Annotated in this window: 11 protein-coding genes and 1 riboswitch; of the genes, 2 read left to right on the top strand and 9 right to left on the bottom strand. The window is 44.2% G+C overall.

Features of this window, described 5'->3' with window-relative positions:
- Positions 1 to 78 precede the first annotated feature (78 nt).
- Positions 79 to 1,174, bottom strand: a protein-coding gene (prfB, locus tag FTV18_RS06915; protein WP_104426741.1) for a peptide chain release factor 2 whose coding sequence is annotated in 2 segments (ribosomal slippage) — positions 79 to 1,101 and positions 1,103 to 1,174 — 1,095 coding nt in all. Because the reading frame shifts where the segments join, the coding sequence is not laid out codon by codon here.
- A 503-nt stretch (positions 1,175 to 1,677) separates the two neighbouring features.
- On the opposite strand from prfB, the gene FTV18_RS06910 reads away from it, so the two are divergent.
- A complete protein-coding gene (locus tag FTV18_RS06910) occupies positions 1,678 to 2,463 on the top strand; it encodes a putative porin (protein WP_166139481.1) in 786 nt (261 codons plus the stop codon).
- Positions 2,464 to 2,634: 171 nt separating this feature from the next.
- Positions 2,635 to 3,435 (top strand): putative porin, encoded by an 801-nt coding sequence (locus FTV18_RS06905; RefSeq protein ID WP_180017257.1) that lies wholly within the window; start codon positions 2,635 to 2,637, stop codon positions 3,433 to 3,435.
- A 52-nt stretch (positions 3,436 to 3,487) separates the two neighbouring features.
- Here FTV18_RS06905 and recJ read toward each other — a convergent pair whose 3' ends face one another.
- The 8 genes from recJ to FTV18_RS06865 all read right to left on the bottom strand — a co-directional run bounded on the left by recJ (position 3,488) and on the right by FTV18_RS06865 (position 13,403).
- Complete coding sequence (recJ, locus tag FTV18_RS06900) at positions 3,488 to 5,191, bottom strand: single-stranded-DNA-specific exonuclease RecJ (RefSeq protein WP_180017259.1); 1,704 nt, start codon at positions 5,189 to 5,191, stop codon at positions 3,488 to 3,490.
- A gap of 2 nt (positions 5,192 to 5,193) precedes the next feature.
- Positions 5,194 to 5,850, bottom strand: a complete 657-nt coding sequence (pdxH, locus tag FTV18_RS06895; protein WP_034703590.1) for a pyridoxamine 5'-phosphate oxidase — start codon at positions 5,848 to 5,850, stop codon at positions 5,194 to 5,196.
- Between the two features lie 15 nt (positions 5,851 to 5,865).
- The gene (gene glmM, locus FTV18_RS06890) at positions 5,866 to 7,197 is read right to left on the bottom strand and encodes a phosphoglucosamine mutase (RefSeq protein ID WP_034703592.1); all 1,332 of its coding nucleotides are present in this window, start codon (positions 7,195 to 7,197) and stop codon (positions 5,866 to 5,868) included.
- A gap of 122 nt (positions 7,198 to 7,319) precedes the next feature.
- Positions 7,320 to 8,786 (bottom strand): IMP dehydrogenase, encoded by a 1,467-nt coding sequence (gene guaB / locus FTV18_RS06885; protein WP_034170242.1) that lies wholly within the window; start codon positions 8,784 to 8,786, stop codon positions 7,320 to 7,322.
- Positions 8,787 to 9,048: 262 nt separating this feature from the next.
- The gene (locus FTV18_RS06880) at positions 9,049 to 9,414 is read right to left on the bottom strand and encodes a YkgJ family cysteine cluster protein (RefSeq protein ID WP_180017261.1); all 366 of its coding nucleotides are present in this window, start codon (positions 9,412 to 9,414) and stop codon (positions 9,049 to 9,051) included.
- Positions 9,415 to 9,513: 99 nt separating this feature from the next.
- Positions 9,514 to 10,311: an MBL fold metallo-hydrolase gene (locus tag FTV18_RS06875; RefSeq protein ID WP_159123793.1), complete on the bottom strand. Its 798-nt coding sequence runs from the start codon at positions 10,309 to 10,311 to the stop codon at positions 9,514 to 9,516.
- A gap of 186 nt (positions 10,312 to 10,497) precedes the next feature.
- Positions 10,498 to 11,073, bottom strand: coding sequence for a TMEM165/GDT1 family protein (locus tag FTV18_RS06870; RefSeq protein WP_180017263.1), 576 nt, complete (start codon positions 11,071 to 11,073; stop codon positions 10,498 to 10,500).
- A 73-nt stretch (positions 11,074 to 11,146) separates the two neighbouring features.
- A riboswitch (yybP-ykoY riboswitch) is annotated at positions 11,147 to 11,287 on the bottom strand.
- Positions 11,288 to 11,375: 88 nt separating this feature from the next.
- Positions 11,376 to 13,403 (bottom strand): 2-oxo acid dehydrogenase subunit E2, encoded by a 2,028-nt coding sequence (locus FTV18_RS06865; RefSeq protein ID WP_180017265.1) that lies wholly within the window; start codon positions 13,401 to 13,403, stop codon positions 11,376 to 11,378.

Genomic DNA, 13,403 nt, shown 5'->3' with positions numbered 1-13,403 from the left:
CGATTTATATATCGAATAATTTAGATATAAGAGTCACAGTCTGTTAAAGCTTTGTTACGCCAGCTTTTAAACGATTTCTTACAGGCCCTGTTTCAGGCTTGCTTCGATAAATTTGTCCAGATCACCGTCCAGAACTGCGCCAGTATTGGAATTTTCCACTCCTGTACGCAAATCCTTAATACGTGAATCATCGAGAACATAAGAACGGATCTGGCTACCCCAGCCAATATCGGACTTAGAATCTTCCAATGCCTGTGCAGCTTCATTACGTTTATTCATTTCCAGCTCATACAGCTTGGCACGTAATTGCTTCCAGGCATGGTCACGGTTGGCATGTTGTGAACGCTGGTTCTGACAAGCCACCACAATACCGGTTGGAATGTGGGTTAAACGCACTGCAGAGTCAGTTTTGTTAATGTGCTGACCACCCGCGCCTGATGCACGGTAAGTATCGGTACGGACATCTGAAGGATTGATTTCAATTTCGATATTGTCATCTACTTCAGGTGAGACAAACACGGCAGAAAATGACGTATGACGACGGTTGCCCGAGTCAAATGGTGATTTACGCACTAAACGGTGTACACCAGATTCGGTACGCAACCAGCCATAAGCATACTCACCTTCGACACGAATCGTCGCAGATTTAATACCGGCAACATCCCCATCAGATTCTTCCATCAGTTCAGCTTTAAAACCATGACGTTCGATCCAGCGCATGTACATACGTAGCAGCATAGACGCCCAGTCCTGTGCTTCAGTACCGCCGGAACCTGCCTGAATTTCCACATAGCAAGGGTTTGGATCCATCGGGTTGCTGAACATACGACGGAATTCAAGCTTCGCCAGTTCTTCTTCAGCTGCATTCAGCTCAGCCTGCACATCTTCCAGCATCGCTTCTTCATCTGCTTCAACCGCAAGGTCAAGCATCGCTTGAGCATCTTCAAGCTGGGTGGTTAAGCCGTCCAGTACATTAAGTACATTCTCAAGCTCGCCTTTTTCTTTGGCCATGGCCTGAGCACGACTCTGGTCATTCCAGATCGCCGGGTCTTCTAATTCACGCAGGACTTCTTCTAAACGCTCTTTCTTCAGATCGTAGTCAAAGATACCCCCGTAGTGTTTGACCACGTTCGTTTAAGTCTTTTAATTGGTTTAGATACGGATTAATTTCCACGTGAATTTCTCTCAATCAAAATTAGGTATAAATTCTTAGGCTAATATTATATCACAGTCTATTTCGCCGATTTATAGCGATAAATCCATCTTTAAAGCTACGTAAGAAAATGTCATTGGCACATTTTTTAATTACAAAATTTGTCAGCCCGATAAAATAACTAAATATTATTTTTAATACTTTCTCATTCTATTTTTAAATATATTTCGCTGTATTTTTATACTCAGTTTTTTATTCATTTTAAAACCCTAAAACCCCTACAAAACAAGATAAAAAATAGCATTTTCAATACATTCCACAATATCTACACACTTTTAATAAAACAAAACATTTCATTTTTAGTTTTTTAATTCAATTAGTTATTAAATGAAAATTACATAATATTACCTTATTCACAATGTAGTAACTTTCCTTTGATTGACGATTATTGGAATTGGTCTAGACTTAAAGTTGTAACAAAAAGTGTATTAATTTTAGCCATATTTTCAGAGGGGAGTATCCGCATGAAAAAATTAGCAATCGCTTCAGCATTACTTTCAGCCGTAGCTCTTACAGGTACAGCAGCTCATGCTTATCAAGCGGAAGTGGGTGCATCTGCAGGCCTAACAGACCCGGATAATGGTAGCTCAAGCGGCTCTTTTGGTGTTGATGGCACATACTACTTTAATCCAGTTGAAACACGTAATGCACCATTAGCCGAAGCAGCCTTCCTTGATCGTGCAAGTAATGTGAAAGCTCAATATCAATATGATGATTACGACTCTTCAGAACGTCACCGTTATGGTGTAGGTGCTGAATACTTCGTACCAAACTCAGATTTTTATTTGAGTGGTAGCGTAGGTCGTGATGATTCTAAATACGACTATGCACCTGATTTTGACGAAACCGTTTATAGTGCTGAAGTCGGTTATTTACCTGCACCAGGTCTGTTAATTGCAGCAGGTGTGAAAGGTTATGACAATGACTATGATGACGGTGTAGATCCAACTTTACGTGCTAAATATGTGACCACTTTAAGCAATGGTAAAGACATTAACCTTGAAGCTGGCGCTGCATTTGGCGACCTGGATGAGTACAACTTAAAAGCTGACTACTTCATCGACAAAACTTTAAGTGTTGGTGCTGATTATCAAAGCAAAGACAATGGCCCATATGACTCAAATGAATTTGGTGTAAGTGCACGTAAATTCTTTAATGAACAAGTGAGCTTGGAAGGTCGTGTAGGTTTTGGTGAAATTGGTAACCAAGACTACAACAAATTTGGTCTAGCTGCGAAATACCGCTTCTAATCCAAACTAAGAAATTTCATTATAAAAAACCCATCTTCGGATGGGTTTTTTATTGCACTTTAAATAAGCATTTAGGTAGTTTTTGCACATTGACGGGGCGATTATTATCTGTACAATTTGTTACAACTGTTAATAAAACAGCCATATTTTATAACAAAGAGAGAACTCTAAATGCTTAAGAAACTTACTCTTGCTACAGCACTTATTGCTAGCCTAGGAACTGCTCACGCTTATCAAGCTGAACTTAATGTAGGGTATGAAAACACTGATATCGATAACCTTGGGGATCTAGATACATTTTTCATCAATGGAAAATATTATTTAAATGATGTTCAAGTTAAGAACTCTCCACTTGCAGAAGCGGCTTTCCTAAATAAAGCAAGCAATATTGGCTTAGGTTATGCAAATGCAAGCGGTGATGGCGATGAAGATATTGATGTGTTTGGTGTAAGTGGTGAGTTTTATATTCCAAATACTCAATTTTATGTAAGCGGTACTATTAACCAAGTTGATTTTGCAGGTGACGATAATACCGGTTATGCGCTTGAAGTAGGTTACCTACCAGTTACTGGCTTGTTGCTAGCAGTAGGTGCCGCAAATGAAAGCGTAGACCCAGTTCAAGTGGCAAACTATGGTTTCACCGCAAATCTTTCAAATGCACTTACTGTAGGTGATGACACTGCATTATCTTTACGTGCCAAATACGTGACTCAAATTGGCAATCATTTCACCAATTTTGAAGGTTTAACTTATATTGGTGATGAAACAACCTATCGCTTAGCTGCTGATCTTTATATCGATCCAACTCTCAGTGTAGGTCTATCTATTGCTGATTCTACTGCAGATGGTTCAGATACACTGTTCGGTATTAAAGCTCAAAAATTCTTTACGCCAACTATTGCAGCAGGTGTAAATTACCACACAACTGACGGTATTGACTCGTTTGGTATCAATGGTACTTTCCGCTTCTAATCTCTCCGATTAGAAGTCAAAAAACCGCTCACTCGAGCGGTTTTTTTATGGCCTATTGCTCTAAATGGATAATCCGCATTTGCAGGCTGACATTGCCATTAAAGACATTTTTATCCAGTTCATAAACCAGACGAACATGCTGCTTCATCGGATCAAACTTGTATTTATCGATGGCACTAAAGGCAATCGCATCCACAACCTGTCCATTCTCTAAGGCAACACGTAATTTCAGATGTACATCCTTGAGCCAGCGGTAATCCAGAATCTTAAAGATGCCTTCAAAAATCGGTTGAGGAAACTTTTGTCCCCATGGACTTAAGTTTTGCAGTAAATCGACCGTTTCAATTTGGAAAGCTGATGCCGGTAGTTCCCCATCAGTCCACAGCGTAGCGGTAAATAGGCTTTCATCCATCTCTGCAATCAGCTGTTCAAAGACCTGTTTAAATTCAGCAAAATGCTGTTTTTTAATAGTTAGTCCAGCTGCGGCCGCGTGCCCACCAAAATGGCTGACCAGATGCGGATACTGCTCTGCTATCCGTTCAATACTATCCCGGATATGAATCCCTTCAATGGAACGTGCTGAACCTTTGATATGAATCCCATCTTCATCTGCTGCGAACACAATACTTGGACGATGGAACTGTTCTTTTAAACGCCCCGCCACAATCCCGATCACACCCTGATGCCAGTGCTGTTCAAACATGATCAGCGCGGCTGGCAAAGTATTCTCATCCAGCTGGATTTTTTCCAGTTCAGTCAAAGCTTCTTGCTTGATTTTACCTTCTACCTGACGACGTTCGACATTGAGTTTATTCAGCTGTTCTGCGAGTGGATAAGCGGTTGCCAGATCCGGAGCAAGCAAACACTCGATCCCGATATCCATGGTTTCCATACGACCCGCTGCATTAATGCGTGGACCAAGCACAAAACCCAGATCCTGCGCTTTGAGCGTAGCTGCATCACGACCAGCAATCTCTAGCAAGGCACTGATGCCAGGTCGGCAAAGATGATGTTGAATCCGTTTTAAGCCGGCATCCACCAGAATACGGTTGTTATAGTCCAGACTTGCGACATCTGCATAAGTACCTAAAGCGACCAGATCCAGATAATTGGTAATAACCGTTGAAGATTTACCCAACTTTTTACGATGAGTCGATAGATTTGCCAGAACATAAAAAGCTACCCCTACACCTGCCAAAGCCTTACTTGGAAAATCACAACCCAGCTGATTGGGATTGACCACAGCCTCTGCTGCAGGTGTAGGCTTGGTAGTTAAGTGGTGATCGGTAATAATCACCTGCATACCATGATCTTGCGCCTGTTTCACGCCTTCATGACTGGAAATCCCGTTATCCACTGTGATTAAAAGATCCGGCGTAAAATTGGCAAAAGCCAGATCCGCAATCGCAGGTGTCAGGCCATAACCATACTTAAACCGGTCAGGAACCAGATAGTCGACATGAGCACCCATATCACGCAGAGCAAGTACCATCAGTGTGGTACTGGTCGCCCCATCAGCATCATAGTCACCGACAATTACGATTTTCTGGCCGGCATCTATAGCCTGATCAATCAGCTGGACCGCTTCCGTTAAGCCTTTCATGGTCGGAGCCAGCAGATGCTTGAGTTTCAGCTCCAGCTCCTGTTCAGATTCCACGCCACGGCGTGCCAGAATGTTAGCTACAAATGAAGGCACGCCCTGAAAAGATTCAGGGCGTGTCAGTAAAGGTCTTTGCTTGATTTCAAGTTTAGGCATTGTTATGGCATCAATCGTTGTAGTTTCCACGCCCCATCGATTTTTTCATAACTCAGGCGGTCATGTAAACGGTTTGGACGACCCTGCCAGAATTCATAATAGTCCGGCTGCAAACGATAGCCGCCCCAGAATACCGGTTTATCCAGCTCTTCCTGATTGGCAACCTGCTGATGCAGATTCCAGAAACGTTGCTGTAGTTCTTCACGACTCGCAACCACACCACTTTGCGGAGTACTGATATGAGCAGCGATCTGACTTTCGCGCGGACGTTTATGATAATAATCAGTCGATTCTTCTTCCGAAATTTTAATTACCTTACCGCTAATCCGGATCTGACGTTCCTGTTCCTGCCAGTAAAACAGCAATTCTGCATACGGGTTTTCGGCCAGATCCAGACCTTTCTGACTATCATAATTGGTATAGAAATCATAACCCGCTTCAGTCGCACCACGCAGCAACACTGTGCGCACATGCGGACGACCCTGTGCATTTGCAGTTGCCAATGACATGGCATAAGGTTCATGCAGCTGTGCAGCAAGTGCATGGTTAAACCACTGCAAAAACTGCATATGCGGATTGGGATTGACCTGATCTTCATGTAGCTCGCCTTTTTGGTAGTTCAGACGCAGTTCACTTAGATCCTTAATCAGATCGCTCATTCACTCTTCCCCCATTTAAGCGGCGTTGGCACGTACCGCATCAGCCAATGAATTTGCCAGGGTGGTCACCTCTGCAAGATCCTCGCCTTCCACCATGACACGGATCACCGGTTCAGTCCCTGACTTACGGATCAGTAAACGGCCACGGCCTTTGAGCTGCTCTTCAGCTTTGCTAAACTCTGCAGTCAAAGCAGGCACTGAGTACGGGTCAAACATGGTATTCAGACGTACATTCACCAAGACATTCGGCAATAATTTAAAGTCAGCCACTAACTCATGTAGCGCTTTCTTCTGCTCGACCATCACGGTTAAGACTTGTAGTGCAGCAATAATCGCATCGCCTGTGGTGCTCTTGTCTAAAGTCAGAATATGACCTGATGGCTCGCCACCAATCGACCAGCCTTTTTCTTCCAGACCTTGCAGTACATAACGGTCACCGACTTTGGCACGTAGCAGCTCTACCCCAGCTTTCTCGAGGGCCAGTTCCAGCGCCATATTGCTCATCAAGGTACCAACAATCCCAGCTGGCTTATTTTTTGCCTGAGTCGCAAGGATATACAGAATATGATCGCCGGTAATTTGCTCACCGTTTTTATCGACCATAATCACGCGGTCAGCATCACCATCGAAGGCTATGCCTAAATCAGCACCATGCTCAACCACTGCTTTTTGCAGATTTTCCGGATGAGTTGAACCACAATTCTCATTGATATTCAGACCAGTCGGTTCATCATAGATGGAAATAACCTTAGCACCCAACTCACGGAAAACCGCAGGACCAACGCTGTAAGCTGCACCATTGGCACAGTCAACGACAATGGTTAAATCATTCAGATCTAAATGGTATGGGAAAGTTGACTTACAGAATTCGATATAACGACCATTAGCATCTTTCACACGGAAACTTTTACCCAAGTTCGCGTTATCTTCAATTACTAGTTCTTTTTCCAGTTCCTGGTTGATCTCATCCTGCAAAGCATCAGGCAGTTTTTTACCTTCACTCGAGAAAAACTTAATGCCGTTATCGAAATACGGATTGTGTGATGCAGAAATGACAATACCGAGGCTGGCATGCAAAGCACGGGTCAAATGGGCAATGGCCGGGGTTGGCAAAGGTCCAAGCAGATGCACATAAACACCTGCCGCATTGAGTCCTGCCTGTAGCGCAGATTCCAGAATATAACCAGATAAACGGGTATCTTTCCCCAGTACCACCAATGGTTTGTTTTTTTTGCTATTTCGTTTTAATACTTTTCCTGCCGCAAAACCTAATTTCAGGGCAAATTCAGGTGTAATCGGTAACTCACCAAATTTTCCACGAATACCATCGGTACCAAAATAACTCATGCTTTGTCTCACTTCTTAGCGGGTGATTTACATCATCCTTTTTCATTGTGCAACACTGTACACCAAAACAAAAAAGCCGTCATGAGGATGACGGCTTTTTTAGAGTAAACAATCAGCGAAAGTTAGCCCATACGGTAGTTTGGCGCTTCTTTAGTGATGGTTACATCATGCACGTGAGACTCAGACATACCGGCAGATGTGATTTTCACAAACTTGGCATTTTGACGAAGATCATCAATGGTTGCAGAACCAGTATAGCCCATAGAAGAACGCAGACCGCCCATCATCTGATGCACGATATTGCCCATTGGGCCTTTGTACGGTACGCGACCTTCAATACCTTCAGGAACCAGTTTTTCAGCACCGGCTTTAGAATCCTGGAAGTAACGGTCAGCAGAACCAGTCGCACCGGCCATCGCACCCAAAGAACCCATACCACGGTAAGCTTTGTAGTAACGGCCCTGGAAGAATTCAACTTCGCCCGGTGCTTCTTCAGTACCCGCCATTAATGAACCTACCATGATGGTACTTGCACCAGCGCCAATCGCTTTTGCCATATCACCAGAGAAACGGATACCACCATCAGCAATCAATGGAATCTGCTCTTTCAATGCACGCGCAACAGAATCAATTGCAGAGATTTGCGGCATACCAATACCAGCCACAATACGAGTTGTACAGATTGAGCCAGGACCGATACCCACTTTCACTGCGTCCGCACCCGCATCAAGCAATGCAAGCGCAGCATCACCAGTTGCGATATTACCGCCAATCACTTGAACTTGTGGGTAGTTCTGTTTGACCCAGCGTACACGCTCAATCACACCCGCAGAGTGACCATGTGCAGTGTCCACAACAATCACGTCTACACCAGCATCAACCAGTGCTTCTACACGGCTTGGTGTTTCAGCACCCGTACCGACTGCTGCACCTACACGAAGGCGGCCTAGATCATCTTTACAGCTGTTTGGATAAAGTTCCGCTTTACGGAAATCAGTTACCGTGATCAAACCTTTTAATTCATTGTTTTCGCCAACAACGATCACTTTTTCAATACGGTTTTTTTGCAATAAGGCCTGAATGTTTTCTTTCGATTCGCCTTCACGCACAGTCACCAGACGGTCTTGGCCAGTCATGATATTGCTAACCGGCTGTTCCAGATTGGTTTCAAAACGTGTATCACGACCTGTCACGATACCAACCACTTTACCGTCTTTAACCACGGGTACGCCACTGATGTTATTCGCTTGAGTTACAGCGATCAGTTCACGTACTGTAGTTTCTGGGGTAACTGTGATCGGATCTTTCACCATACCGGCTTCAAATTTTTTCACACGGCGTACTTCTGCGGCCTGGGCAGCAATATCCATGTTCTTGTGCAGAATACCGATACCGCCATTTTGTGCCATCGCAATTGCCATACGTGACTCAGTCACAGTATCCATAGCTGCTGAAACAAGTGGGATATTCAGGTTAATGCCGCGAGTCAGGCGTGTCTTTAGAGAGACATCTTTTGGGAGAACAGTAGAGTAGGCAGGGAGTAATAGGACATCATCGAAGGTTAACGCGTCTTGAACGATGGTCAACATAACAGTCTCACTGGTAATTTCCGTGCGCTATTATAAACAAATTTAGCTCTAAATTTCATTGCAATTGCAAAATTTATTTTGTCTAAATCTGGACTTAGATTTAATCCGAATATCTAAACCTGTAAATTTGACTATTCAATCAACAATTTAAATATGCCAGAGTAGTCATCATATTTATTCGGTTTACAAAATCCCTTACTAATTTTTTCTCCCATAAAAAAAGCAGAGTCCATACCCTGCTTTTTAAATCTTGAGTTTGAATTTAGCTCACCCGTTCGAAATTATCATCATTTTTGGCTTCATCCGGCTCAATCTGGATGAATGGAATCATATTGTGTGCCATCCGTGCTTTATTGCACTGGGCATCAGCGATCTGCACTTCTTTACAGGATGAGCTACGTAGCTCGTACATGCCGCAACTCACCTGCTCGCCAATCTTGCCTTCTAGCGCAACACAGCGCGGATTTTTCTGATTGGTTCCCGCCATGCATGAATAGACCGAGGTGACAGGCTCAGTATAGTGCTCAGGCATGGGAATCCCCTCTGCCCAATAAAATGAAACCCTGAAATAGGCGCAACATGCGCCACAACTTAAACATGCATCTTGTGTAGGAACTTGAGACAACATTTCTTATAAATTCTCGTCATCAAAAACAGTTTTTTTGCCGGCGGAAAATATAAAAAATGTTGTTTTTCTACTCAAGAAAAAATTTAAAATTTTCTTGAACTATTCAGGACAAGTAAAAACAGTTTCATCCATTAAATCAGTGCCACATTCCAGTGTTTCAATCCAGTCCAGAAACTGGTTAATCTGTTCTTTACCCACAAATGGTGTTCCATGTTGTGGCACAATCATGTCTACATCCATGGTACGTACCATCTGTACCCATAAACGAATCACCTTGTTATTGCACATATAGCGCTGGTGAAATCCTTTCATTTTCGGAATGTGCGCTGCAAAATTTTCCAGTGGCTTTGAAGCATCCTCGACCATTGACGCCCCCATATCACCAGAAAACAGGATCTTGGCAATCGGGTCATAAAACTGGAAATTACCGACTGAATGTAAAAAGTGCGCTGGAATAGCAATAATGCTGGATTGACCGAGTGGAATGATCTGACCATGATCCGGCAATTCAACCAGACGATCCAGCCAGTTACCTTTCATACGGTCACTCATAAAGGCTGAATTCAGATGCGGCAAGAAACGCGCCCAGAGCTTGGAAGCTACGACTTTGGCTTCGGTATAGACCAGCCAGCGCGGCATGGAGGTAATAATGTCCGGATCCTGATGCGATGCCATCACATAATCCAGATTGCTTAACCGGGTATAGCGGTTCAGTTCCATTGTCAACGGTACATAAGTTAAATCACCGCCCGGATCAAGTACTGCAGCACGCTCATTGTCTAAAATCAGAAATTGGTTTGCCTGGACACCTTCACCTTTAACGAGACTGGTAAAACTAATACATTTATGTGTCCCATTATCAAACAAGACTTGCGATGTGGTGCGCTCGAAGGCCATCAGTAATCCCCAATTTTTTTCGTTTAGGATGGTTTTTCTATAGGCATATAACATATAGGGAATTAAATGAACTTACAATCAATAAAACTGGATATATCACTTTATTTATCAGTAAATTGAGCACAATTTCACAATAAAAAATCCCGAGTTTTTAGCTCAGGATTTATACGAAATTGATTTTTATTTTTAAAATAAATAATGTTGTGCCAAGGTGCCCACACCGATGATCAAGAAAATACTGGCGCCAATTTTATGAATCAGACCGATGGGCAGTTTATTCGCCAGTTTGTCACCGATAAATACCGCAGGTGCGTTGGCAATCATCATCCCGACGGTAGTACCCATCATCACCCAAAGCACACTGTCAAAACGTGCTGCCAGTGCCACTGTCGCAATCTGGGTTTTATCGCCAATTTCAGCCAGGAAGAACAGCACAAAAGTCGCACCAAACACGCCGTACTTTTGCCATTTATTGATACTGTCGTTTTCATCCCCTAATTCATCCGGAATCAGCATCCAGATTGCCATCCCAATAAAACCGACTGACACGATCCACAGCAAAATTTCTGGCCCAATAACGGTAGTGACCCATTGCCCCAGGGCTGCTGAAAAACCATGGTTAATCAGGGTTGCCAGTAAAATTGCAATTAAAATCGGTGTCGGTTTGCGGAAACGTGCTGCAAGAAGCAAAGCCAGTAACTGGGTTTTATCACCCATTTCGGCAAGTGCAACGATGGCCGTGGAAAGCAGGAATTCGTACATGCGGTCTTTCTCTGGCTGGCATTTTCTACCGATGATTCACCCTTCCCGCCAGCCAAAATCTGCAGAATGGTAAATCAAAGGTCTTGCCAACAAAAGAAAGCTTCGAGAAGCTTATTTGGTTCTTTGCTATGATGACCATGCCCTGTTGAGCAAATATGTTGACCATCACCCTTCTGCTTTGCGCAAAAGGCGGCTACTCCCCAATGAAGTGCGCCCATTATAGCCAACCGTGTTTATATTTACAAATTGTCATATAAAAAAACCCTGCCGGAGCAGGGTTTTTATTTTCATACATTCATGAATCAGATCAAGAGTGTACGAATATCCTTTAACAGCTTGGTCAGCTTATTGGTAAAGCGTGCAGCATCGGCACCATTAATTACGCGATGGTCATAAGACAGTGACAGTGGCAGCATCAAACGTGGATCAAAGCCCTCCCCATTCCATACCGGTTGCATGGTCGCAGGAGAAATACCCAAGATCGCCACTTGCGGCCAGTTCACCAACGGCGTAAATGCTGTACCGCCAATTGAGCCCAAGCTGGTGATGGTGAAGTTCGCACCTTGCAGATCTTTAGGTGATAATTTCTTATCACGCGCTTTCTGGCTTAACTCACCGAGCTCAATAGCGATCTTCTTGATCGACTTCTGGTCCGGGTTACGTAATACAGGAACAGTCAGACCATCTGGCGTCGCAACCGCAATGCCCATATGGATCTCATTCCGTAGCAATACCGATTTACCGTCATCAGACAGGTGACCGGCAAATTCGCGCTCTTCTTTGAGCAGATAAGCTACAGCCTTGATAATGAAAGCCATGATGGTCAGGCCAATACCTTCTTTTTTGAAGTTGCCTTTCAGCTCATTACGCCAAGCTTCCAGCTCAGTGATATCGGCTGCATCAAACTGGGTCACTTGTGGGATGTAGTTATTTAACGATAACTGCGGAATCGAAACCTGTTGCAGACGCGTCAAGGCTTTCTCTTCTACCCCACCAAAAGCACTGAAATCAGGCAGTTTTGGCAAACCAGCAGGAGCTGTAACTGCCGCAGGTGCAACTGTTGTTTGCAGTGCAGTCAGACGATCTTTCACATACGCAAACAGGTCTTCTTTCATTAATCGTTCATGCGGACCAGAAGCTTTCACTTCTGCCAATACCACACCCAGTTCACGAGCCAGTTTACGCACAGCAGGACCAGCATAAACTTTGGCATTGGCAGCGTTCTGCTCTTTGGTGAGCTTGTCTGCACTATGCGTTTCAGGTGTCGCAGCAGGTTCAGCTTTTGGAGCTGTGGCTGGTGCAGGCGTAGCTTTGACTGCAGGTGCTTCTGATTTTTCCACTGGAGCTGCAGCAGGTGATGCTTGTCCTTCAGCTTTAATCGTAATCAGTGCCACACCTTCAGAAACACTCTGGCCCAGCTCAACATGAATCGCCTTAATCACTCCGGCAGTCGTGCTCGGCACTTCTACTGTCGCTTTATCCGATTCGACCACGATGATGCTCTGGTCTTTCTCCACCGTATCACCGACCTGTACCAGAATTTCTGCTACAGCAGCCTTGTCTACACCCAAGTCAGGTACTTTTACTTCAATATCGCCTGCAGGGGATGCCGCCTGTTGTGACGCTGTTTCAGTTTTGGCTTCAGGTGTTGCTTGAGCTTTCGGCTTTTCTGCCGCTTGAGGCGCTGCTTGCTCAGCAGCTGGTGCCGAATCTGCAGTTTTCACTGTCAGAATCAGCACCCCCTCTTTGACTGAATCACCTTCCTGAATATGAATCGCTTCCACAGTACCTGCAACCGTACTTGGTACTTCAACTGTCGCTTTATCCGATTCAACCACGACCAGGCTTTGATCAACTTCAACTTCATCGCCAACCTGAACCAGAATTTCACCCACCAGGGCTTTTTCTACGCCAATATCCGGCAATTTCACTTCTACAGTAGATGTAGAAGCCGATTGAGAGGACTGTTCACTTTGGCTAGAGGCTTTAGGCTGATGTGCCGCCACTTCCTGCAGGATTTCCTCATCAGGCAATTCAGTTGGGGTATTTTCCGAAGTTTTGTCAGCAGCATCAGCTTCCTGACTTTCTACCGTACCGACATCATCTTCAGCCTGCAGTTCAATCAGGACAGTACCTTCAGATACTTCATCACCCTGATTAATCAGAATATTTTTGACCACACCTGCTGAAGTGCTTGGCACTTCAACAGAGGCTTTATCCGATTCCAGCAGCACAATACTCTCATCTACAGAAATGGTATCGCCCACCTTCACCAGGATTTCTGCCACAGTTGCCTTATCTACACCAATATCTGGAGTCGTAATTTGCAT

It is taken from the genome of Acinetobacter sp. YH12241 (genome assembly GCF_013417535.1).
Classification (GTDB): domain Bacteria; phylum Pseudomonadota; class Gammaproteobacteria; order Pseudomonadales; family Moraxellaceae; genus Acinetobacter.
The sequence above is the reverse complement of the archived record's forward strand: the minus strand, read 5'-3'. Positions and strand labels throughout refer to the sequence as shown.

Bases quoted from the DNA above. Each gene is read 5' to 3' on its own strand.
- FTV18_RS06910 (WP_166139481.1), top strand. From the start codon at position 1,678: ATGAAAAAATTAGCAATCGCTTCAGCATTACTTTCAGCCGTAGCTCTT.
- FTV18_RS06905 (WP_180017257.1), top strand. From the start codon at position 2,635: ATGCTTAAGAAACTTACTCTTGCTACAGCACTTATTGCTAGCCTAGGA.
- recJ (WP_180017259.1), bottom strand. From the start codon at position 5,191: ATGCCTAAACTTGAAATCAAGCAAAGACCTTTACTGACACGCCCTGAA.
- pdxH (WP_034703590.1), bottom strand. From the start codon at position 5,850: ATGAGCGATCTGATTAAGGATCTAAGTGAACTGCGTCTGAACTACCAA.
- glmM (WP_034703592.1), bottom strand. From the start codon at position 7,197: ATGAGTTATTTTGGTACCGATGGTATTCGTGGAAAATTTGGTGAGTTA.
- guaB (WP_034170242.1), bottom strand. From the start codon at position 8,786: ATGTTGACCATCGTTCAAGACGCGTTAACCTTCGATGATGTCCTATTA.
- FTV18_RS06880 (WP_180017261.1), bottom strand. From the start codon at position 9,414: ATGTTGTCTCAAGTTCCTACACAAGATGCATGTTTAAGTTGTGGCGCA.
- FTV18_RS06875 (WP_159123793.1), bottom strand. From the start codon at position 10,311: ATGGCCTTCGAGCGCACCACATCGCAAGTCTTGTTTGATAATGGGACA.
- FTV18_RS06870 (WP_180017263.1), bottom strand. From the start codon at position 11,073: ATGTACGAATTCCTGCTTTCCACGGCCATCGTTGCACTTGCCGAAATG.
- FTV18_RS06865 (WP_180017265.1), bottom strand. From the start codon at position 13,403: ATGCAAATTACGACTCCAGATATTGGTGTAGATAAGGCAACTGTGGCA.